This window comes from Nocardia abscessus NBRC 100374 (genome assembly GCF_000308455.1).
Classification (GTDB): Bacteria; Actinomycetota; Actinomycetes; order Mycobacteriales; family Mycobacteriaceae; genus Nocardia; species Nocardia abscessus.
In genome coordinates, this window is record NZ_BAFP01000115.1 from 20,810 (window position 1) to 43,126 (window position 22,317).

Below are 22,317 nucleotides of genomic sequence, written 5' to 3' on the forward strand. Positions count from 1 at the left end.
TCCTGGACCGAGTATTCGCTACGCCCATGGCCCGGCCGCGGTTCCGGATGGGTGTCCCGCCGACGATGCCGGCAAGTCTGTGTGTCCCCCGTCGACGCCGAGATAGTTCTGCAGCACGACATCTCGGTCGATCCCTGCGGCGGGCCCGGCGAACGCGACGGTGCCGCGGCTGAGCAACACCACGTGATCGGCCATCGTGAGCGCGCGGTCGACGTACTGTTCGACGAGCACAATCGCCGCGCCCGTGGTGCGCAATTCGCCAAGGGCCGCGAAGATCTCGTCCACGACCAGCGGAGCCAGGCCCATGGACACCTCGTCGAGCAGGACAACCGCCGGATCGGCCAGCCAGGCGCGCCCCAGTGCCAGCATCTGCTGCTGCCCGCCGGACAGGGAACTTGCCCGCTGATCGAGCTTCGCCCGCAGCGCGGGGAAGACATCGAGCACGTCATCGGTCCTGACTCGGCGCCACGGCGGTGTCAGCAGGCGCAGGTTCTCCCGGACCGTCAAGTCCGCGAACACACCGCGGCCCTCGGGGATCAGGCACAAACCCGCGCGGGCGCGGCGTGCCGGGCGAGCGCGGGTCAGATCTGCTCCGTCGATCGACACGGTTCCCGATCGTGGTCGCAGTAGCCCGGAGGCCACCCTGAGCAGCGTCGACTTTCCGGCGCCGTTCGGTCCGAGCAACGCCACGACCGAGCGAGGTGGAACGGCCAGGTCGACGTCGTGGAGCACCATCGTCGAGCCGTATCCCGCGGCGATCGAGCGCAATTCGAGTGCGAAATCGGTGCCGGTGGTGCTGTGTCCCTTTGCGCATGCCCCGGGATCCCGAGCTGCGGCCTCCTTGCCCTGGCCGGTCATGCTACGGGCTCCTTCAGCCGGTTCTCGTCCGTGACCGGTACGCCGAGATAGGCGTGCTGCACCACCTCCGAAGCCCGGACCTGCGCGGGCGAGCCCCGGAATATCAGGCGACCGAAGTCCAGTACGAAGATCTCCTCGCAGATCTCCAGCACCAGCGACATGTCGTGCTCTACCAGGACGATTCCGACGCCGCGTTCGGCGACGACATGCGTAAGAATCTGCCCGAAGCGCGCGGTCTCCGCAGGATCGAGACCCGCGCTCGGCTCGTCGAGCAGCAGGATCCGGTACGGCCCGGCAAGACATCGCGCGAGTTCGACCAGTCTTCGCTGGCCGGTGGACAGTGCGCCGACGCGAGAATCCTTGATGGACTCGATACCGCACAACGCCATAGCAGAAGCCGCCGCGGCGCGCACCCTCCGGACATGTCCGTGCGCCGCGAACAGTTGGGCCAGCGGATTCGCCCCGGCGAGTGGGCCTTCGGCTCCCATCGCGACGTTTTCGGCCACGGTAAGGGAATCGAACAGCTCTGTCCGCTGAAAAGTTCGCCCGATGCCGAGCCGCGCCCGGCGGGACGCCGAGACTCGACTGATCATCCGGTCCTGCAATCGCACCTCGCCGGCGTCGGCCTGGACGAGACCGGTGCAGGCATCGAACGTCGTCGTCTTTCCCGCACCGTTCGGGCCGATGAGTCCGGTGATCCGCCCGGTACGTGCCTCGAACGAGATGCCATCGACGGCCACCACGCCGCCGAAACGAACCGAAAGATCCCGCACCTCCAGCAGTGCCGAGGGCTGCCTCGGGGCCGGCTCCACCGCGACAACCGCCGACGACCGCTTGCCGCGAAACGCGCTGTCCAGGAGGGACCGGATCGGTCCGGGAACCTCCAGGCGGCTCGCGGTAGCGGCACGGAGCACCACCAGGATGCCGAACAGGACCTGGAGCCACAGCGACACGCCTGCGACGGGGACGTAGGACGGCACCAGGATGAGCGCGACCGCGGCCAGCAGCGAATACCACGGCTCCCGGCCCACCATGATGACAATGACGGCGAAATAGGTGACCGACAGTAGCGGCTGGTAGTTGGTCGCGGAGGCAGTGGTCTGGGCCATTCCTGCGAGTGCGCCACCCAACGCCGCGATGAACGCCGACACGCAGAAGACGAGAACGCGGGTGACCTCGATCGAGACACCGTTGGCCCGCAGCGCGGTCGGCGATTCGGCCAGGCCCCGGAGCAATCGTCCGAGCCTGCTCTTGTCCAACGCCACCACCATCAGCGTGCCGGCCGTGGCCAGTACCAGCACCAGCCGGTAAAAGGACGGGTCGGAGTCCAATCCGAATACGCTGGGGCGCGGCATCGGCAGGCCGAGACCGCTGGTGCCGAACATATAGGGCCGGCTGTAGAACATCATCTGGAGCACGACGCCGAATCCGAAGGTCGCCAACGCCAGATACAGGCCGCTGAGCCGAATGGCCGGAATCGACAACACCGCACCGATCGGCACGACCACCAGACCACAGGCGAGGAGAGCGAGCGGCCACGGCCACCGCCAATCGACCGCGAAGTGCGAGAACGCGCACGCGCCGATCGCGGTGAAAGCCACGTGACACAGCGAGACTTGACCGGACGTACGAACCAGCAGACCGAGCGAGAAAAAGACGAGCGTCATCGCCAGCGCCACAGTCCAATCCGTCAGGTGAATACCGGCGAACGACGGAACCAGCGCCAGCACGACCAACACCACCACCCCGCCAATGGATTGCAACGCCGGCGGGGCAGTCCAGCCGGATCGGATCCGCCGGACCACCCGATCCCGGTCCAGCGCGAAGCGACGCGGCATGACGAGCAGTACGAGGAACAACGCCAGGAACGGCAATGCGGCGGGAACTCCCGCGGCCGGCCCGGTGGTGAAGTAGCGGGTAGCCAGCGCGGCGAACACCCCGATGAGCAGTCCACCGCCGAAGCTCCATGGCAGGCTCGTGAATCGGCCGATGGCCGCCGCTCCGAACGCCTGGATGACCAGCAACGTCAGCTGCATGGGATCAAGCGGAATCAACGGCGCGAACAACACCCCGGACAGCGACGCCAGACCGGTGCCGACACACCAGGCCCATCGCCGAGTGCTCACCGGACTGGTCCCGGCGAGATCCAGCAACGGCGCGTTCCCGACGACCGCGCGCATCGCGACACCACGCCGGGTGAACCGCAGCGCGGCCGAGAGCGCGGCGGTCGCCAGTACCGCGACCCCGAACGTGGCGACATCCGACCACTGCACCTGCACACCGACGGCGGCGAATCCGCCTTCCGGCAGGAAGGCCGGAACGATGCGCGTCGTCGTCTGCCCGTAGTACAGAGTCACACCCGCCTGGACAACCAGCAGAACGCCGACGGTCGCGGCGATCCGCAGTTCCACTGTCGCCTGGTCGACAACGCGGGCCAGCAATTCCAGCGCCAAACCCATGGCCGGACCGATACCGAGAACACAGATGGCCGCGGCGAGCTGCCAAGCAAGCCCATTGACGACATGCAAGGTGTAGAAGCCGTACGCCGACACCGTAGCCATGGCACCGTGGGCGAAATTGAACACTCCCGACGTCTTGTAGGTGAGCACCAAACCCACCGCGGCCAGCCCATAAACCGAGCCGGATACGATTCCCGCGATTACGAACGGCAAGAGATCTGCCACGATGTACTCCACTTTTCACTGGTCACCGACAGTCCGCGACCGTGACGGAGCGTCGGCGCACGCGTGCCCGAGATGGTCGGCCGCTGATCGAAGAACGACCCACCAGAAAGGGCATCAGCGCTATTTGGTATGAATGGCTCTATCGACAGGGCAACTGGACAATTGACTCGGTCATGCCGTCTCCGGGCTTCGATGAACAGGTGATACGCGCTGGGTCGAGCTCGCGCCAGGTCAGTGTTGATCGTCGGCCCACGCCACACCAAGCAATCTCGCAGCTTCTGCCTCGCAACAAAATTCGACGGCACCAAAACGTAAGCCGCGAGCCGGAGTCGGTGATGGACACCCGGAAGACTCCCCCGGTACCCTTCGGCGTATGAGCGACGGGGGAATCCGGAACCCGGCCCGCGCTTGTCGGTTGTCCCTGAGAAGGTGCGCGAGGTAGGGCAGTACGACGTCTACGACGTGGCGGAGGCCCTGCGGTCTCGATAAGTATTCGGCGGCCCGGAAGTGCCGCGTAACGCGGCTAGCACCGGTCAAGCGCATCCTGATGACCAGCGGCAAGCTCTACTACGAGCTGGCCGCCGAAAAGGCCAAGCAGAAGCGCGAAGACGTGGCCATCGTGCGGATCGAGCAGCTCTACCCGCTGCCCGTACGCCGCCTGAACGAGGCCCTGGAGGGCTACCCCAACGCCACCGACCTGGCGTGGGTCCAAGAGGAACCGGCCAACCAGGGCGCCTGGCCCTTCTTCGGCCTCAACCTCCCCGAAACCCTCCCCGACCGCCTCGGCAAACTCCGCCGCATCTCCCGCCGCGCCATGTCGGCCCCGTCCTCGGGGTCGAGCAAGGTCCACGCGGTGGAGCAGGCGGAGATCATCGCGGAAGCGTTCGAACCGACCAGCTAGATTTCTGAACTGACGCCGGGCCGGATCGCTCTCTCTCGCAGAGCGATTCGGCCCGGTTTCGCGTTTTCCGGAGCATGACAGGTCAGCGAGCCAAAAACCAAGCCTCGCCGCCAGTTCCGAGAAATACGTTTAGCCCAACGCGCAGCTACCGACTAGGTGGCGAAGGCGAGTCGACCGCTCACACCTTCACGATCTCGACCTCCGGGCCGCATAGCAACGCCATGTCCTCGGGATGTCCTCATGGCCGCCTGCACCCATGCAAGAGTTCGGCGATTCTTCCGATACAGCATCACAGCCCCTCGCTGTCGAGAACAGCACATCCGGCATCAGGCAGCCGATCCGCGCGGACCCCGACGGCGGCGCTCGAAACACAATTCCGCCCGCGCCTCATCGATTTCCGCACGCGTCAGCGGCTCGTTGTCCTTCTCGAAATCGGCCACCAGCTCACCGAGCTTGTCCGTCTTCACCGGCCGCGCTCGATTCCCCGGCTCCGTTCTTGACTGTGCCAATAACCACGCTGCACGCGCGGTGACGTGCCCGGAGGTTGCTTCACCGCTGCCGATGGCGGTTGCGCTTGGCCAATCCCGAGAAGCTGCACCACCTCCGGCGGAATCCCCCGCGCCTGCAACCGCGCCAGTTCTTCCGCGCGTCCCTTCTCCGCCGCCTCACGTGCCTTGAACGCGGCCTCTCGTTCCTCCTCGGCGGCCGCGCGCGCCTCGGCCGCGGCACGCTCGACGCTGGCAGCCTCAACCTCACGGGCCGCTTTTCCTCCAGCGTCAGCGGCGTCCCGTTCCTGAAAGTGACTGGGCACCGGAAATTCTTGCGCCACCCGTTCGGCGGCCTCACGTTCGACCCGTGCACGCTCAGTTTCCGGCGTTCTACCTGCTTGCCTGGTTCGCTCGGCTTGCTCTTGCGCCCGTCGGACATGTTCGGCTCGCTGCGGAGCCTCTGGCCGGGCACGCGTGGCACCTTCCCGAAACCGCAGCATGTTCCGAAATTTTGCTGCTCGCTCGCGGGCCTTCTTCGCCAGTTCCGCGGCCTTCGATTGCTGCTCGCGCTGCTGCGTATTCTGTTGCCGCGCCTTCTCGCGGACACCGGGGAATTCGAGCTGTTGCCCCGCTTCTCTTTGCAGCCCGATCGACCAGATCTCACGGGCCGTCTCCCGGGATATTTCTTGATGGGTGAACTTGTCCGGAAAATCTCGCACCAAGCCTTCGATGAGCTTCTGTATTTCGTTCGACCTATACTCACCTTGGACCGACCGCAGTACGTGTTGCTCGATGACCCCCCTATCGAGGAGCGCCCGGACAGCTTTCAGTTGGGTCTCGTCTTTCTTGCCGTCCATCCTTCCGGACTTGTCTTCAATTGTGAAGATCAGCCCCCGGACTTCCCTGATTTTATCGAACTGGACGCGACCCTTAGCGGTGGTGAATATTCGGGACTGCTGGACGTAACCGTTCTCGCGGTCGCGAAAATATGTATATGTGCCGTTCTCGAATATCCTTCCGCGCTTGTTCGGATCGAATTCATCACGGTCTTTGTCGTATCCATCCGGCATGGCCGGCTACATCCCCCCGTGCACGGAAGTACTGATAGACGGTATCGAACGACGAACTATCAGGTGTCAGTAGAGGTTTCCTCGCGACGTTTCGCTTCGTGGTAGCCAGCGTATTCACGTAGTGCCGCTGCAATGTAGCTGAACATGCCGTCGTAGTCCTCCCGGTTGTAGTCGATCATGTCGTCCATCAACCCCCATACCGTGAATTCGTCTTCGTCCTCCGTATCACATCTCAAAGACGGGTTCACGTGGTCATAGAACGAATTTTCGCGGCCGAACCATTCAAAATCCGCCCATTCAGCGCCAGCGAACCGGATGAAGCATTCACCCACAAAGCAAATAAAAGCGTCGGCCATGTCCGCTTTCTCCGGAGCCATCGCGGTAGCCATATCTGGGAACAATTCCGCGACAATTGGGTCCAGCCGCTTCACCTCCGCGGAGCCTTCCGGCCACGGCTCTGAAGGAAAGCGGCTGATGTCTGCGCGCTCCATGAACTTCCGGACTTGCGCCTTGTGGCGGTCCGGATCAACCCATTTGCCCCACTCGGTCTGCTCGACAGGTACGCCGAGATCGATGATCAACTGCTCGTCATTCCCCACGTCGACTCCCTTCCGTCATGATCCGAACAGGTCAGTGTTGCGCCTGCGAACTTCACGGGCAAGCGACGAACAGAAGCGCGAGTGTCGCGGTCGCCGGATGCCTGAAACGCAACGATCATCGCTCCACATACAACCGTTCACACGGCAACCGGGGCAGCCGATCAGTTCCGCCACCAGCGACGCACACGGCGTCGGTGCAATGGCGGATGCCTTCGTCTTGGACGAACACAAGAGCCGCAGTCAGGCACGCCGCGTAGTGCAGTTGGTAGCCGCGCATCCGCACAATCAAGTGCACATCGGGTTCGTCCGGGAGTGGTGACCTCATCACATGCCCCGATCCCGAAACCATCGGTAGTCGTCGCGGATGACGATGACTGCCGAGACGCGCGTCGAGCACGTTAACGGGTCGCAATCCATGTGCGCCTCATACGCCTTGTCGGCAGCGGTGCGGCTCATCAACGGCAGACCAGGGTTGTTGTGCGACGACAACCGTTCGAGCAGTCTCGCTAACGCTGCCTCAACGTCGAACCTGCTGGACCTGCCGCCCTGTATCAGGGTCAACGTCGGGTGTGTGTCACGGTCAGCGTGCGTCATGACCAGCCCAGCCGCGCGGTACCGGTGTGCGGCCAGTGAGAGATCCCCTGGCTCTGTCCGCATGTGTATTCACGCATACGTCATCACCCGCCGACGCCGCGCGGTCTTCTCGGCTCGGATCGCCCGGATGGCTTCCACGATCACGTGACCGGATGGGCGAACATGACTGTGGGGCCGCACGACCCACGCACGGAACTTGGTCCCCACATCGGCCGGGCTGGGCAGGCCGATCGTTCCGCCTTCACGCACGATCGATACATCGAACCGAAACATTTCGGCGAACAATTGAATCTCGTCCGGCAGGTCCGGTCGAATGATGAACGTCCACCGCTTCGACCGTGGGTGCGACAGGATCGGCCCCAACGTGTACCCCTGGTTCTGCATCCACACCTTCACGGCTTGCCCCAACACGGCAGGCATCGTGATCGCCCACACCGACCCGCAACGGGCCACGATCCGGCCCACGTGAGGAGGGTCCGCAGTCGCTGGTATGTCACACACGTTCCGGTAGTAATGGCATCGAGACATCGGCGTGTCTCCAAACGCTTCTCGGCGCATCGCTCCCCTGCTCACACTGGTCGGGATAGGCGCGTCCGGCCCTGGCAGCCCCCTGATCGGTACCCGGGACAGGAGCGGACTGCGGTAAGGGGCTCGCGGTTCCGTACTCCATGCCGGACGCATACTCAGAGGACCACGGAATATGGGGCGTGGAACACGGATCGGCGTCCACAGCGCATCCACAACTGGCGGTCCGCGAGTCCGTGACCAGCTAGATTCGGAAGTATGGACGGACACGCCGCTATCGTCGGTGCGCAGCTCCGAGCGGCCCGCGAAGCCGCTGGAGTGTCCCTGGCCTCACTGTCTGCTCAGATCCACTACAGCAAGTCGGTGCTTGCCTACTACGAGACCGGAGAACGCACACCGACGCCCGATGTCATAGCGTGTTACGAGAAGCATTTCGGTCGCATCCAAGACCCAGTAGCGGCCTTGCTCAACCTCGGAAAGGCTGATGTGGAACGGCGCTCTTTCCTACGGGTCGGATACTCCACAGCACTCAGCGCATCCGTCCTGCTGCCCGGCTGGCTCGACAACGCGGCCACCCTTCCGCGCCAGGAATCCCGAGTTCGCTACGTGGGGGAAACCGACGTAGCCGCTGTACGAGACGTGATGCTCGTGTTCTCCCATATAGATCAGCGACTCGGCGGCGGGCATGGACGAACTGCCGTCGTCCAATATCTGACCAACGAGGTAACCGGCTATCTGAAGGGGTCCTTCGCCAGCAAGACCGTGCGTCGCGAGATGTTCTCCGCGGCAGCGGAAATGGCCTACCTCGTCGGGTGGATGGCGTTCGACAACGATGAGCACGCAGCCGCACAGCGCTACTTCGCCACATCGACCCAGCTCGCCGCCGAGGCGGAAGACGCGCCGCTGGTCGGTCACGTGCTGCGCGCCATGGCCCACCAGGCCGTCGACCTCGGACACCCCGAGCAGGGTCTACAGCTGGCTGAAGCATCCGTCAGCGGCGCTCGCTACCGGACAGCCTGCCGCCGCGAGCGCGCATTGCTGAAGGTGGTGCACGCGAAGGCATTGAGCGCGGCCGGTCGGCCCGCCGAGTCAGCGAAAGCTCTACTCCAGGCCGAGCAGGATCTCGCGGCAGCATCCGACTCCGATCGCGAACCCGCTCGGGTGTTCTTCTTCTCCGAGGCGAGTCTTGCCCACGAAACCGCGTGCGCACTGAGGGACGCGGGCAATCTCACCGGGGCCGCTGACCAATTCCAGCTCAGCGTCCGCATGCGCAAGGCCACCGCGTTCACACGCACCCATGCGGTGACTCTTGGCTACCTCGGCACGGTGCAGGCCCGCAGCGGCGAAATCGAGCAGGCTTGCGCCACGTGGCGTTCCGCGCTCGGCGCGATGGGCGGGGTGCAGTCTGGACGCACCCGGAACGTGGCCCGCGACATACGCTCAACGCTGGCACCGCACCGCGGCCAGTCCATTCCCGGTGTCCGCGAAACCGACGAGCGGGCAACAGAGTATCTAGCCGCAAACAAGAAATAGGGCAGGGGTCGTATGGCTGACGAAGTGTTCGAGGTAGTGCCGGTCGCGCACGTCGTAGGTGGCCGACGTGAACCGACCGATGATCACTGGGGCGGCACCGAGGCGATCATTCGCGTCGACGACCCCAGGTTCACCGAAGAGTCGGTACAGGGGTTGGAAGAGTTCAGCCACCTGGAGATCCTGTTCCGGTTCCATCTGACCGACCCGACAGACCTGCACTTCGGTGCGCGTAGCGCACGCGACAATCCGGAATGGCCAAAAGTCGGCATCTTCGGGCACCGGAACATGCGGCGCATCAACTGGCTCGGCGTCTCGCGCTGTCGCCTGCTCCGAGTGGACGGTCTGGACCTGCATGTCGCCGAGCTGGACGCCGTCGACGGCACGCCCGTGCTGGACATCAAACCCTGGTTCGCGGAGTTCGGCCCTCGCGGAGAAGTCCGGCAAGCTGCGTGGTCCACTGAAATGCTCAAAGACTACTTCTAGGGCTTAGGTAGAAAGCCGCCAGCTTGGCAGAGGTGCAAGACCGACAGCCCGCCGGACACGAGGTGGTGGGCATCCGCACGGGGTGGTGGGCGGAGGTAGCAGATGAGCGTGTGGCCGGCGAGCGTGCCGTGCGTTCATATCGCCGTAAACCGTTGTGCCAGGTGTGACCACGTGATTAGCGTGGCCTTGCGCACGCGTCGGGGGGTTATGAGGTGTGAAGATCGGCGTCGCCTTTATCACGGCCGAAATCAAGCTGATGCAACGCAAATTGGTCACCATCCCCGCTGGCCACCCCGCGCGGGCAGTGTGCCTGTTCCGCCTCGGGGACGCTTTTCATCGTCGGTTCAAGGAGACCGGGGCGATCGCCGATCTGGACGAGGCCATCGTCTCCCTCCGGGAGACCGTGGAGGTGATCCCTACCGGTCACCCGAACCTCGCCGTCGCGCTCACCGAATTGGCCGGCGGACACTGGATCCGGTTCCAGCAGACGGAGGATTCGGCCGACCTGAACGAGGCGATGCGGACCACTCGACGCGCGGTGGACGCCACGCCCCATGATCACCCCGACATGGCCTCCCTGCTGGGTTTCATCGGGGCGTGTCTGAAGATTCGGTTCGAGCGCACGGGCGCACTGACCGATCTGGACGAGATGGTCGAAATGCTTCGGAGGGTGGTCGCGGCCACGTCCACCGATCACCCTGAGCGGGCCGGAAGGATCAGCGCGCTGAGCCGCGCTCTGCGGCAGCAGTTCACGGTGACGATGGCGCTGCCCCATCTCGAGGAGGCGATCCAGGTCGGCCGACAGGCGGTAGCCGCCACGGACCCGGACCACCCCGAGCATGCCCGCATGCTGTCCGATCTCGGGGTCTCCTTACGGGTGAGGGCTGAGCGGACCGGTGCGCGGGCCGACCTGGACGAGGCGATTCGACTGGGTCGGCAGGCGGTAGCCGAAACACCCCCCGACGACCCCAAGCGCGGCGACCACATGACCAGCCTCGGCCGAGCCCTGGTGGACCGGTTCGCGTGGGCGGGACTACCGGACGATCTGAATGAAGCGATCGAAATCGGTCGACGAGCGGTAGCGGCCACAGCCTCGGATCACCCCGAGCGTGCCGCAAGTATGTCCATTCTCGGAGCGGCCCTACGGTTCCGGTTCGGGCGAACAGGCGCCCCGGCCGATCTGGACGAGGCCGTCACTGCTCTGCGGAAGGCCGTGGAACTAGCCGATGACACCGTGCGTCCTGTGTCGCTGTCCGATCTCGAGACAGCCCTTATGAACCGTTTCGAAAGGACCGGGGCGCAGACCGACCTGGACGAAGCGATTCGAATCGGACGGCAGGCGGTGGCAGCCGGCTCCGACCGCTTCGACCTGGGCAACATCCTGTCCAGTCACGGGGTCGCGCTACTGAGGCGGTTCGAGCGGACCGGCGAAATGAGCGATCTGAACGAGGCTGTCGCCACCCTACGGAAAGCCGTGGACCTCTCGACCCCCGATCATCCCGACCTGGCGAGCACACTGACCAACCTGGCGGTCACCTTGCAGAAGCGGTTCGAGCGGACCGGCCGGCTGCCCGATCTGGACGAGGCGATCGAATTCGGCCGACAGGCGGTGGCAGCCGTGCCCACCGGCCACCCAGACCGGGCCAGCACACTGTCCAATCTCGTTACCTGCCTGGTGAGCCGATTTCAGCGGACAGGCGAAATGGCCGACTTGGACGAGGCGATCCGAATCGGTCGAGAGTCGGTCGCTGCCACGCCCACCGACCACCCCGGACTGGCCGTCACCCGGTCCAATCTCGCCACCTGCCTGGTGAGCCGGTTCCAACGAACGGGAATGACGACGGACCTCGACGAGGCGATCGTCAACCTCCGGAAAGCGGTGGACGTCTTTCCTCCAGACCATCCCGGTCTTGTCACGATGCTGTCCAATCTCGGTGTCGCATTGTGGAAGCGGTTCGATCGGACGGGAGCGCCGGTAGATCTGGACGAGGCGATCCGCATGAATCGACTCGCGGTGGCAGCCACACCGGCCGATCACCCCCTCCGCGCCCGTTGCTTGTTCAATCTCGTTTCCCCCCTTCGGATTCGGTTCCAGTGGACGGGAGCGAATGACGACCTGGACGAGGCGATCCGAACGGGACGGCAGGCGATCGCGGCCACGCCCACAGACCATCCCGACCTTCCCACCATACTCACCGAACTCGCGGCCGCCCTGATGAGCCGGTTCGAGCGGACGGGGATGATCGCCGCTCTGGACGAAGCCATCGCCACGCTCAGGGAATCCTTGGACATCGTCCCACCCGACCACCCCGCTCGCGCCGGGATGCTGTCGGATCTCGGTGCCGCCCTCTGGAGGCGGTCCGAACAGATCGGGTCGGCGGCTGATCTGGACCAGGCGATCCCAATGGGCCGGGAGGCGGTCGCGGCCACGCCCGCAGATCATCCCGAACTTGCCGACCGACTGACCAATCTCGCAGTCCCGCTGCATATCCGGTTCGAGCGGACGGGGACGACAGACGATCTGGACGAGGCGATCCGGATCGGTCGGCAGGCAGTCGCGGCCATGCCGGCCGACCACCCAGGCCACGCCGTCACGCAGATCAACCTCGCCGAAGCTCTGCGGGCACAATACGAGCTGACCGGCACGCCAACTGATCGAGAGGAGGCCACGACTGCCCTGCAGCACGCCGCGGAGCTGGCCACAGCGGCACCGTCGATCCGCATTCGCGCAGCTCGTACCGCCGCCGAACTCGCCGCGACGGCACAACCGGGCCGGGCGGCGGAGCTGCTGCGGGGGGCGATCCGATTGTTGCCCGAAGTCGCGCCACGCGAGTTGGCCCGCCCGGATCAACAGCATGCTCTGGGCGAGTACGCCGGAATCGCCTCCGACGCGGCGGCACTGGTGCTGGAAGATCCGTCCACACCGCCGGGCGAGCGGCCCATCCTGGCGCTGCAACTACTGGAGGCGGGGCGGGCAGTGCTGTTGAGCCAAGCATTGCAGGTCCGCAGCGACATAACCGATCTCGCGGAGCAGCATCCGGATCTGGCCTCCGACTTCGTCCGATTGCGGAACCTTCTCGACCGGACGCCCGATGCCGCCGCTGTGCCGGACACGGCGGCCGACCCGGTAGCGGACCGGGCGCGATCGGCACGGGAGTTGAACGATGTGCTGGCGCGGATCCGTGCGCACCGCGGATTCGAATCCTTCGCCCTGCCGCCGTCGCCCGAAGAACTCATCGCTCGAGCCGACCAAGGCCCGGTGGTGGTGTTCAACATCAGCCGATATCGCAGCGATGCGTTGCTGCTCACCCCGGACGGTGCAACCTGCCTGCCGCTGCCCGGCCTGCGGCTCCAGACCGTGATCGACCAGGTTCTCGCCTTCCACGAAGCCTTACAGATCGCTGGTCACGGCCCCACCGGGCGGCAGCGGCAAGTCGCCCAACGACAGCTCAGCGGGATCCTGGAATGGCTGTGGGACAACGCCGCGGGCCCCGTCCTGGAGGCCTTGGGCTACCCGGAGAGGTCTGCTCCGAACCGGCCGGGCCCGCGAGTGTGGTGGATCCCCGGCGGCCTGCTGGGTCTATTGCCCATCCACGCCGCGGGCTATCACAGCACACCGCCCGATCCCGCCGGTCGGGCCGTGATGGACCGGGTTGTCTCCTCCTACACCCCCACCGTCGCCGCCTTGCGCCACGCGCGCCTGCGCTCAGCGAACGCCGAGCCACCTACACGCAGTCCCGCACTCGTCCTCGGAATGCCGACCACCCCGGGCGTCGCGGGGCGCCTGCACCACGTACCCGATGAGGTCCGCACGGTCGCTGCCCACCTGTCGCCCGTGGTGACGCTCACCGAGCCCGACGCCGAGATCGACCTTCCTTTCGACGGCTCCGAGACCACGGCACCACCTGGCTCCACGACAACCCTTCCGACCAGGGAAAATGTCCTGAATCACTTGGCCGACTGCGCCATCGCGCACTTCGCCTGCCACGGCGCCACCGATCCGGCCGACCCGTCCCGCAGCCACCTGCTGTTGCACGACCACGACACGAACCCGCTCACCGTCGCCGCGCTCGCCCCGATTCACCTCGAGCACGCACGACTGGCTTACCTCTCGGCCTGCGAAACCGCACTCACCGCCAACACCGAACTCCTCGACGAAGCCATCCATCTCACCTCGGCTTTCCAACTCGCGGGATACCCCCACGTCATCGGCACGCTGTGGACCGTCGACGACGAGATCGCCGTCCGAATCGCCGACGCGTTCTACTCCGCCCTGGGCGCCACGAATCACGGCGGTGCGCCCGACGTGAATCACGCCGCACACGCACTGCACTACGCCATCCGCGATGTGCGCGACGCGCTTCCCGCCACCCCTTCGCTCTGGGCGACCTACCTGCACGCCGGGGCGTGAGACGGACGACAGGATGCCTCCCCGTCGCCCGGCGGAGGTACCGCTGAACGCGTGTCAGCGGCAACGCCACCAGCAGCGGGCTCTGGTCGACGCCCCATCTGGCCGATCCGCGTTCTCAGCACTTGGGTTTGACGGGAGTGCACAAGGGCAGCAGATTCAGCCGGGCCGGAGTCTCCGTGACGGTCGGGGGTGGGGACACGACCTCGGTTGCGGACACGGGGGCTTGTGGCTGCTGCACGGCGCCGCCCGTGGGGGTCGAGCAGGAGGCGGCCAAAATCCAGATCGTGCCGATGACCAACGCGATAAGCGCCACCGCCGCGATCTGTTGCGAGCGATGCCCACGCGGCTGCGGCTTCTCGGCCGCGCGGCCGGAAGTTCGCGCAGGCAAGGCGGTTATGCGCCGGAGATCCGCGATTCGTGGACGGCGCTCGATGACAGCGGTCGGCGTGGATCGGCGCAGTGGCTGAGGTTCGGGACTGGGCGTGGACCACGATGCCGGTCGGCTCGGCGGGGATGCGGGCGCGGGCCGCGGGCGCAGTGGTCGATCGGGGGCGGATTCGATCCACGACGACCAGTTGTCCGTGAACGACGGTCCGTGCGCTGAGTCCGCCACCGGATCCGGCGTGGCTGCGAGCCGTCCCTCGGCGCGAGGCGGCTTCGAGGCCCGTTCCGCGGCAGCATCCTTTGGCTCGTCCGCCGACTCACGCGACTGCGCATACGCCGGAGCGGGCGGCGTGTGGTGCGTTTCTTCGCGACCGTCCTGATCGGGATGGACTGTCGCACTGGACGACGCGGGCTCGAATGCCGCGGGCTCCGGCGCGAGGAATTCCGGTGCGAACGGGTCCGGCTCGGCAGGTCGCGTCGGCACCACCCTCGCAGCGGGCGCATCCTGCGCAGGATGTGACTCGGAGGCGTACACCACTCGGATGTCGTCTGATACATCCACGTATTCGAGCGGCTGCTGAACCGTCGACGAGAACGCGTCCGCTTGCTGTCCGCTCTCCGCATCGGATTGCATCGACGGTCCGGGCTGCGATACCTCGGATTCCGAAATATCGGGTTCCGAAGCGTCAGGTTCCGCGGCGTCGGTTCGCGTCCGCGCTGGTATCGCGGACAGCGGCGGGGTCGACCGATCCGATTCCGGCGCGTGCTTACTTACCTCGACCGGTCCGTCATCCATCTCAGCGCTTCGCATCGAGCTCGATGCGGTCAGTTGCGCCGCAACGGGAACCACGTCCGACGGCGGCGAGTCCGAGCCTTCCGAGCTGTCATCGGTTTCCGAGATCTCGGCTGCGGTAGCTCTGCCGTCAACTGGGCGCGTCTTGCGCGTCACGCTTTCCAGCGCCGCCAGCGTCCCGGCCCGCAACTTCTGCTCCGGCGGGAAACCGTCCGCGACCAAGTCGTCGATGGTGACCTGGTCGCCCAGGTTCAGATCGGTGAGCAGGGCGTGGGTGCGTTCGGCGGTCCAGATGAGTTTGCGGCTCGCGGTGCGGTGGAACCACGCGCGAAGGTCGACGGGCGTCGTTCCGAGGACCACTGCGCAACCGCGCCGACGTGATTCGACGTTCAGCGTGAGGTTCGAGTCCTTGGGCGGCACCACCACGATGAGGCCGTCCACGAAGGCTTCGGCATTGTGCTTGCGCACCAGTGCCTTCAGGTTGAAGACGTTGCTCGTCACCTGGTCGAACGGGCTGCTGTCGTGGTCGCGCACGTGGATCGGGTCGCCCGCGAAGCCGGACAGCCGCCAGCGCCCGTTGGCCTGCACCGAGAGGACGCCCGTCGTGGCTTCCGGGACGGCGCCCTTCACCTCGATCACGACCGCCGCCCTGGGCGTGATGACCACCAGATCGGCTTCCTGTGTCTCGTCCTCGCGGTCGCGATCGGGTAGGTAACACCCCGAGATCGCCAGCCCCACAATGACGTACTGGCCGGTCCAGGTCCGCATCCAGTTGAGCACACGCTGCTCGGATTGCGGCGCCGTCGTTCGTTCGTTGATGACCAACATCGGCGGCCTCCATCGTCGTCCCACGCCATGGACCCCACAACGGTAAGCGCCGGGATATCCGGCACAAAATCGAAAGGCACTGGAGGAGCACGGTATTGGCAGCACAAGGGCATACGGAGTACGGCGTGTGGGCAGCGCCACAGTGGGGACGTGCGACGCGGGAACTCGTCAACCCCGCAGTCTCGTCAACCTCGCAGCGCCGAGGCCAAGGCCGGATCGACGGAGAAGGCTATGGCGATCAGTGACTCGACCAGCAGGTCGACGAGTTGTTCGCGGGAGACGGGTTCGGAACGCAGCCACGTCAGGGTGGATTCCTCGACGAACGCGATCCAGCCGCGCATGGCGAGCATGAGGCGGGGATGGTCGGACTCGGAGACCGGCACGGGCGTCTCGGCGAGGATGATCCCGATGATGGCGTCGCGAGTCTGGTCGACCAAGGGGGCCAGGTCGGGGCTGACGCTGGTCGGGCCGCGAAGGAGCGCGAGGTAAGAGGTGCGGTTCTCGGTGACGTACTCGATGTAGCGCTCGATCGAGTCGCGCAGCATTTCGAAGATGCCGAGCGAGCGGTCCGGGACGACGCGCTCGAGCAGTTCGGCGTTGGCGTGTCGAACGATCGCCAGCTGGAAATCCTGCTTGGTCGGGAAGTAGTGGAACAGCAGGCCGCGGGAGATACCGGCCTGGGCGGCGATCTCGCTGACGGAGATGTCCTCGATGGAGCGTTCGCCGAGCATTTTGGCGCCCAAGGTGATCAGCTGCTCGCGGCGCTCGTCGGGGCTGAGCCGCGTGCGCTTGGGGGCGTCTGCTCGGGTTCTGGTCACCAGCACATCCTACTGAACGGAAGTCAATATACTGTTGACTCGTGCTCAATAGCACCGTAGTCTCGATTACATGAGTCGCAAGGTTACAGACAAAGCTGTCGCCGCCCGACCCACGCGCCACGCCAGGACGATCATCATCGGCAGCGGGTTCGCGGGTTTGGGTCTGGCCATCCGGCTGACCCAGCAGGGTCGCAACGACTTCCTCGTGCTGGAGCGCGGCGGCGATGTCGGCGGCACCTGGCGCGACAACACCTACCCCGGCGCGGCCTGCGACGTCCCTTCGCACCTGTACTCGTACTCGTTCGCGCTGAACCCCGACTGGTCGCGGTCGTTCTCCCGGCAGGGCGAGATCCAGCAGTACATCCAGGACGTGTCCAAGCGCTACGACGTGCGCGACAAGCACATCTTCGACTGCGACGTGACCAGCGCCCGCTGGAACAACGAGGTCTCCCGCTGGGAGATCGAGTCGACCAAGGGCAGCTTCACCGCCGACACGGTGGTGTCAGCGGTCGGCGCGCTGTGCGAGCCCGCGTTGCCGGACATCAAAGGCATCGGCGAGTTCGAAGGCGAGATCTTCCACTCCGCGCGCTGGAACCACGACGCCGACCTCACCGGCAAGCGGGTAGCCATCATCGGCACCGGCGCCTCGGCCATCCAGATCGTGCCCGCCATCGCGGCGCAGGTCGGTCACCTGGACGTCTACCAGCGCACCGCGCCGTGGCTGCTGCCGCGCCTGGACCGCCCGTACACGAAGGCCGAGCGACTCGCCTTCAAGTACGTGCCCGGCCTGCAGCGACTATCCCGCGCGGCCATCTACGCCGCGCGCGAGACCCAGGTGGTCGGCTTGGCCAAGGCTCCGGCCATGATGCAGCTGTTCGAGGCCATCGCGAAGGCCAAACTGCGCTACGAGATCCGCGATCCGCAGTTGCGCGCCAAGGTCACGCCGAACTTCCGGATCGGCTGCAAGCGCATGCTGATCTCCAACGACTACTACCCGGCGCTGTCGCGCCCCAACGTCGACGTGGTCACCGACGGCATCGCCGAGGTGCGCGCGAACTCGATCGTCACCGAGGACGGCACCGAGCGCGAGATCGATGCGCTGATCGTGGCGACCGGCTTCCACGTCACCGACTCGCCGACCTACGACACGATCGCGGGCCGCGACGGCCGCACCCTGTCGGAGGTGTTCGACGAGATCGGCCAGCAGGGCTACAAGGGCGCCTCGATCGCCAACTTCCCCAATATGTTCTTCCTGTTGGGGCCGAACGTGGGCCTCGGGCACACCTCGATGGTGTACATGATCGAATCGCAGATCAATTACGTCGCCGACGCACTGGCTACCATCGACCGCCTCGACCTGCGTACCGTGGAAGTGCGCCGCGACGTGCAGGATGCCTACAACAAGCAGCTGCAGGCGAAGCTGGCCGGGAGCGTCTGGCTCACCGGCGGGTGCTCGAGCTGGTACCTGGACAAGCACGGCAACAACACCACGCTGTGGCCGGACTTCACTTTCGAATTCCGTAGGCTGACCAGAACTTTCGACGTGGCGGCGTACGAGATCTCCATTTCCCGAACCGATGTGAAAGCAGTGGCATCGTGAGCAATGACGCTTACTTCAAGAACAAGGTCTGTGTGATCACCGGAGCGGGCTCCGGGATCGGTCGTGCGCTGGCGGTGAATCTGGCCAGGCGCGGCGCCAAACTGGCGCTGTCGGACATCGACGTCGAGGGTCTGGCCGAGACCACCCGCCGCTGTGAGCAGCTGGGCGCCGAAGTCAAGTCCGACCGGGTGAACGTGGTCGAACGCGAAGCGGTCATCCTCTACGCCGACGCGGTGAAAGCGCACTTCGGCGCCGTGCACCAGGTCTACAACAACGCCGGCATCGCCCACCACGGCGAGGTCATCCGCTCGGAGTACAAGGACTTCGAGCGCGTGATGGACGTCGATTTCTGGGGTGTCGTCAACGGCACCAAGGCGTTTCTGCCGATGGTCATCGAGTCCGGTGACGGCCACATCGTCAACGTCTCCAGCCTGTTCGGGCTGATCGCGATCCCCGGCCAGTCGGCGTACAACGCGGCCAAGTTCGCGGTGCGCGGCTTCACCGAGTCGCTGCGTCAGGAGATGCTGGTCGCACGGCACCCGGTCAAGGTCACCTGCGTGCACCCCGGCGGCATCAAGACCGCGGTCGCGCGCAACGCCACCTACGCCGAGGGCATCGACAGCAAGTCGGCCGCGTCGATGTTCGACAAGAAGCTGGCCATCCACACTCCGGAGATGGCGGCGCAGACCATCACCGAGGGCGTGCGCAAGGGGCACGGCCGCGTGCTGATCGGCTGGGAGGCCAAGCTGCTGGATCTGTTCGTCCGGGTGACCGCGTCGGGCTACCAGCGGATCGCGGCCAACGTCGAACGCCGCTTCCTGCCCTGACCCCGGGATTCGAGAGACGACGATGCGGGACATCAACCTTCCGCTGCCCCTCGCGCGGGCGGTACTGAATCCGATCTTCCGGGTCACGCTGAACAAGCGGTTGCCGTTCGCAGTGCAGCGCAGGCTGCTGGACGTGACCTCGCGGGCGCAGCTGCTGCCCGCGGGCGCGGTCGTGCGACCTATCCGGCTGGGCGGCAGGCCCGCCGAGCGAATCGGCTTCGCGGACACCGCCGACGACGGCGCCGTCCTCTATCTCCACGGGGGCGGCTACGCGGTCGGCTCCCTGGCGACGCACCGCTCCCTGGCGGCCCGCCTGGCGCGAGACACCGGTTACGCGGTCTACGTACTGGACTATCGCCTCGCGCCGGAACACCCGTTACCCGCGGCGCTGGACGACGCCGAGGCCGCTTTCCTCGAACTCGTGACGAGCGGGGGATTCCTGCCGGGCCGGATCGCCGTCTCGGGCGATTCCGCGGGGGGCGGGCTGTCGCTCGCGCTCGCGCAACGCCTGATCGCCCGGCACGGGCAGACCCCGGCGGCGCTCGGGCTGATCGCACCGTGGGCCGACCCCAACGAGATCCCGGAGCGCGAACGCGACCTGGTGATCAACAAGCCGTGGTCACGCGCCTGCGCGTCCGCCTACCTGGGCGCCGGTGACTCGTCCGATCCGTCCTACGCCCCGCTGACCGGTGAACTGCGCGGCCTGCCGCCGACCTACGTGCAAGTGGACGTCAGCGAACTGCTGCACGGCCAGTGCGTCGCGCTGGTGGCCGCGCTGCGTGAGGCAGGCGTGCACGTCCACTTCACCGAGAGCAAGGGATTGTGGCACGTCGCACAGTTGCAGGCCGCGCTGGCCGCGCCCGCGGGGGCCGCGCTGCGCGAACTCGCCGAGTTCCTGCGCGAAGCGATTCAACCGGCGGACCTGCGCGAACTAGGATGAAATCCGAGCGGGTCCCTACCCTGCGGTGATGTACGGAGGCGATTTCGGTGGTCGACCTCACGACCCTGGCGCAGGTGTCGTAGATTACTGGCGAGTAAACCCACGTGGAAGGGCACTGATGCGAGAGTTCGAAGTCCCGGCTTCCTACACCACTCCGGATGACGCGAACAATTCCGACAACGTCTTCCGCCACGCCGAGCAAGCGCCGAACGCGGTGCTGTTCAATGTGCCGAACGGCAGTGGCGGCTGGCAGGATGTCACAGCCGCGGAGTTCGCGAAGACCGTGACGGGCGTGGCGAAAGGCTTGATCGCCTCGGGCCTGGACTTCGGCGATCGCGTCGCCATCATGGCGCCGACGCGCTACGAATGGGCCGTCCTCGATTTCGCCATCTGGGCCGCGGGCGGCTGCACCGTCGCGATCTACGACAGCTCCGCCGCCGAGCAGGCCAAGTGGATCCTGCAGGACTCGGCCACCAAGCTGCTGATCCTGGACAGCGACAAGCACCGCACGGTGATCGATGAGATCGAATCCGGGTCGCTGCCCGACCTGCGGGAGATCCTGCAGATCGACAAGGGCGCGCTGGACGAGCTGATCAGTCGTGGCGCCGACCTGGACGACCAGGCCGTGCACGACCGCCGCGCCCAGGTAGGCGCGCAGTCCCCGGCCACCCTGATCTACACCTCGGGCACCACCGGCCGCCCCAAGGGCGTCATGCTGACCCACGCGAACCTGTACGCGGAGTCCAAGTCCGACCGGATCGCGCTGCACAAGTACGTCACCGAGGGCAAGAAGACCCTCATGTTCCTGCCGCTGGCGCACGTCTTCGCCCGCGCCGTCGCGCTCGCCGCGTTCGACGCGAAGGTGATCGTCGCGCACACCGCCGACTGGTCCACCCTGGTCGAGCAGTTCGGCAGCTACCGCCCGCACTTCATCCTCTCGGTGCCCCGAGTGTTCGAGAAGGTGTTCAACAGCGCCAAGCAGAAGGCCCACGACGGCGGCAAGGGCAAGATCTTCGACGCCGCCGCCGACACCGCCATCGCGTGGAGCGAGGCGCTCGACAACGGCGGACCGGGCGTCGGGCTGAAGCTCAAGCACGCGCTGTTCGACAAGCTGGTCTACAGCAAGCTGCGCGCGGCCCTCGGCGGCCAGTGCGAGGCGGCCGTCTCCGGCGGCGGCCCGCTCGGCGCGCGGCTGGGCCACTTCTTCCGCGGCGTCGGCGTGACCATCTACGAGGGCTACGGCCTCACCGAGACCACCGCGGCCATCGCGGTCAACACCCCGGAGCAGATCCGGGTCGGCTCGGTCGGCCGCCCGATCGAGGGCCACGCCGCCAAGATCGCCGAGGACGGCGAGCTGCTGCTGCGCGGCTCGGTCGTATTCGACGGTTACTGGGGCAACGCGGAGGCCACCGAGGACGCGTTCGAGGACGGCTGGTTCAAGACCGGCGATCTCGGCGCCATCGACAACGACGGCTTCATCACCATCACCGGCCGCAAGAAGGAGATCATCGTCACCGCCGGTGGCAAGAACGTCTCCCCCGCGCTGCTGGAGGACTCGCTGCGGGCGCACCCGCTGATCAGCCAGGTGATGGTGGTCGGCGACGGACAGCCGTTCATCGGCGCGCTGATCACGCTGGACCCGGAGTCGCTGCCCGGCTGGAAGGAACGCAACAACCTGCCCGCCGACACCCCGATCGAGAAGCTGATCGAGAACCCGGATCTGATCGCCGAGGTGAACGCGGCGGTGGCCGAGACCAACAAGAAGGTTTCGCACGCCGAGCAGATCAAGAAGACCCGTCTGCTGACCATCGACTGGACCCAGGAGACCGGCGAGCTCACCCCGAAGATGTCGCTCAAGCGCGCGGTCGTGATGAAGCAGCACGCCGACGACGTGGCGAGCATCTACCACTGAGCTGATCGCTGCGAGGCGCTGTCCGCGAACTGTTCGCGGACAGCGCCTTTCGCGTCTCCGGGAGCTGGT

General features: G+C 66.0%; 15 protein-coding genes and 1 pseudogene. 8 read left to right on the forward strand and 8 right to left on the reverse strand.

Annotated elements, in window-relative coordinates:
• Positions 1-18: 18 nt before the first annotated feature.
• The gene (locus ON19_RS23880) at positions 19-858 is read right to left on the reverse strand and encodes an ABC transporter ATP-binding protein (protein ID WP_063709483.1); all 840 of its coding nucleotides are present in this window, start codon (positions 856-858) and stop codon (positions 19-21) included.
• Entirely contained in the window at positions 855-3,542 is a 2,688-nt protein-coding gene (locus tag ON19_RS23885; RefSeq protein WP_043697274.1) for an ABC transporter permease subunit, read from the reverse strand. Before ON19_RS23885 ends, ON19_RS23880 begins: the two co-directional genes overlap by 4 nt.
• 532 nt (positions 3,543-4,074) lie before the next feature.
• On the opposite strand from ON19_RS23885, the pseudogene ON19_RS23890 reads away from it, so the two are divergent.
• Positions 4,075-4,443: pseudogene (locus ON19_RS23890) on the forward strand (hypothetical protein); the annotation flags it as partial.
• A gap of 326 nt (positions 4,444-4,769) precedes the next feature.
• Here the strand turns inward: ON19_RS23890 and ON19_RS42190 are convergent.
• The 4 genes from ON19_RS42190 to ON19_RS23910 form a co-directional block, all read right to left on the reverse strand.
• Positions 4,770-4,910: a hypothetical protein gene (locus tag ON19_RS42190; RefSeq protein ID WP_157229822.1), complete on the reverse strand. Its 141-nt coding sequence runs from the start codon at positions 4,908-4,910 to the stop codon at positions 4,770-4,772.
• Entirely contained in the window at positions 4,907-6,001 is a 1,095-nt protein-coding gene (locus ON19_RS23895) for a hypothetical protein (protein WP_043697202.1), read from the reverse strand. Before ON19_RS23895 ends, ON19_RS42190 begins: the two co-directional genes overlap by 4 nt.
• Before the next feature lie 59 nt (positions 6,002-6,060).
• On the reverse strand, positions 6,061-6,600 hold the full coding sequence (locus ON19_RS23900) for a hypothetical protein (RefSeq protein ID WP_043697204.1): 540 nt from the start codon (positions 6,598-6,600) through the stop codon (positions 6,061-6,063).
• 663 nt (positions 6,601-7,263) lie between these two features.
• Entirely contained in the window at positions 7,264-7,629 is a 366-nt protein-coding gene (locus tag ON19_RS23910) for a hypothetical protein (protein WP_227954632.1), read from the reverse strand.
• A gap of 348 nt (positions 7,630-7,977) precedes the next feature.
• On the opposite strand from ON19_RS23910, the gene ON19_RS23915 reads away from it, so the two are divergent.
• The 3 genes from ON19_RS23915 to ON19_RS39130 all read left to right on the forward strand — a co-directional run bounded on the left by ON19_RS23915 (position 7,978) and on the right by ON19_RS39130 (position 14,146).
• On the forward strand, positions 7,978-9,252 hold the full coding sequence (locus ON19_RS23915; protein WP_051169238.1) for a helix-turn-helix domain-containing protein: 1,275 nt from the start codon (positions 7,978-7,980) through the stop codon (positions 9,250-9,252).
• 12 nt (positions 9,253-9,264) lie between these two features.
• Positions 9,265-9,735 (forward strand): SAM-dependent methyltransferase, encoded by a 471-nt coding sequence (locus ON19_RS23920; RefSeq protein ID WP_043697210.1) that lies wholly within the window; start codon positions 9,265-9,267, stop codon positions 9,733-9,735.
• 214 nt (positions 9,736-9,949) lie between these two features.
• A complete protein-coding gene (locus ON19_RS39130) occupies positions 9,950-14,146 on the forward strand; it encodes a CHAT domain-containing protein (protein WP_051169239.1) in 4,197 nt (1,398 codons plus the stop codon).
• 115 nt (positions 14,147-14,261) lie between these two features.
• Here the strand turns inward: ON19_RS39130 and ON19_RS23930 are convergent, their stop codons facing one another.
• Together ON19_RS23930 and ON19_RS23935 are read right to left on the reverse strand one after the other, a co-directional pair.
• Positions 14,262-16,151 carry an NERD domain-containing protein gene (locus tag ON19_RS23930; protein ID WP_043697213.1) on the reverse strand — a complete coding sequence of 630 codons (1,890 nt, stop codon included), beginning with the start codon at positions 16,149-16,151 and terminating at the stop codon, positions 14,262-14,264.
• A 185-nt stretch (positions 16,152-16,336) separates the two neighbouring features.
• Positions 16,337-16,969 (reverse strand): TetR/AcrR family transcriptional regulator, encoded by a 633-nt coding sequence (locus ON19_RS23935; RefSeq protein WP_043697284.1) that lies wholly within the window; start codon positions 16,967-16,969, stop codon positions 16,337-16,339.
• 70 nt (positions 16,970-17,039) lie between these two features.
• Between ON19_RS23935 and ON19_RS23940 the strand changes: the two genes are divergently transcribed.
• From ON19_RS23940 to ON19_RS23955, 4 genes are all read left to right on the forward strand, one after another.
• Positions 17,040-18,569: a flavin-containing monooxygenase gene (locus ON19_RS23940; RefSeq protein WP_043697215.1), complete on the forward strand. Its 1,530-nt coding sequence runs from the start codon at positions 17,040-17,042 to the stop codon at positions 18,567-18,569.
• Positions 18,566-19,396 carry an SDR family NAD(P)-dependent oxidoreductase gene (locus ON19_RS23945; protein ID WP_043697218.1) on the forward strand — a complete coding sequence of 277 codons (831 nt, stop codon included), beginning with the start codon at positions 18,566-18,568 and terminating at the stop codon, positions 19,394-19,396. The genes ON19_RS23940 and ON19_RS23945 overlap by 4 nt, the downstream gene beginning before the upstream one ends.
• A gap of 22 nt (positions 19,397-19,418) precedes the next feature.
• Complete coding sequence (locus ON19_RS23950) at positions 19,419-20,336, forward strand: alpha/beta hydrolase (protein ID WP_043697221.1); 918 nt, start codon at positions 19,419-19,421, stop codon at positions 20,334-20,336.
• 118 nt (positions 20,337-20,454) lie between these two features.
• Positions 20,455-22,248, forward strand: coding sequence for an AMP-dependent synthetase/ligase (locus tag ON19_RS23955; protein ID WP_043697224.1), 1,794 nt, complete (start codon positions 20,455-20,457; stop codon positions 22,246-22,248).
• Positions 22,249-22,317: the final 69 nt, after the last annotated feature.

Coding starts and splice junctions, on each gene's coding strand:
- ON19_RS23940 (WP_043697215.1), top strand. CDS start 17,040: ATGAGTCGCAAGGTTACAGACAAAGCTGTCGCCGCCCGACCCACGCGC.
- ON19_RS23950 (WP_043697221.1), top strand. CDS start 19,419: ATGCGGGACATCAACCTTCCGCTGCCCCTCGCGCGGGCGGTACTGAAT.
- ON19_RS23920 (WP_043697210.1), top strand. CDS start 9,265: ATGGCTGACGAAGTGTTCGAGGTAGTGCCGGTCGCGCACGTCGTAGGT.
- ON19_RS23955 (WP_043697224.1), top strand. CDS start 20,455: ATGCGAGAGTTCGAAGTCCCGGCTTCCTACACCACTCCGGATGACGCG.
- ON19_RS23895 (WP_043697202.1), bottom strand. CDS start 6,001: ATGCCGGATGGATACGACAAAGACCGTGATGAATTCGATCCGAACAAG.
- ON19_RS23915 (WP_051169238.1), top strand. CDS start 7,978: ATGGACGGACACGCCGCTATCGTCGGTGCGCAGCTCCGAGCGGCCCGC.
- ON19_RS23930 (WP_043697213.1), bottom strand. CDS start 16,151: ATGTTGGTCATCAACGAACGAACGACGGCGCCGCAATCCGAGCAGCGT.
- ON19_RS23880 (WP_063709483.1), bottom strand. CDS start 858: ATGACCGGCCAGGGCAAGGAGGCCGCAGCTCGGGATCCCGGGGCATGC.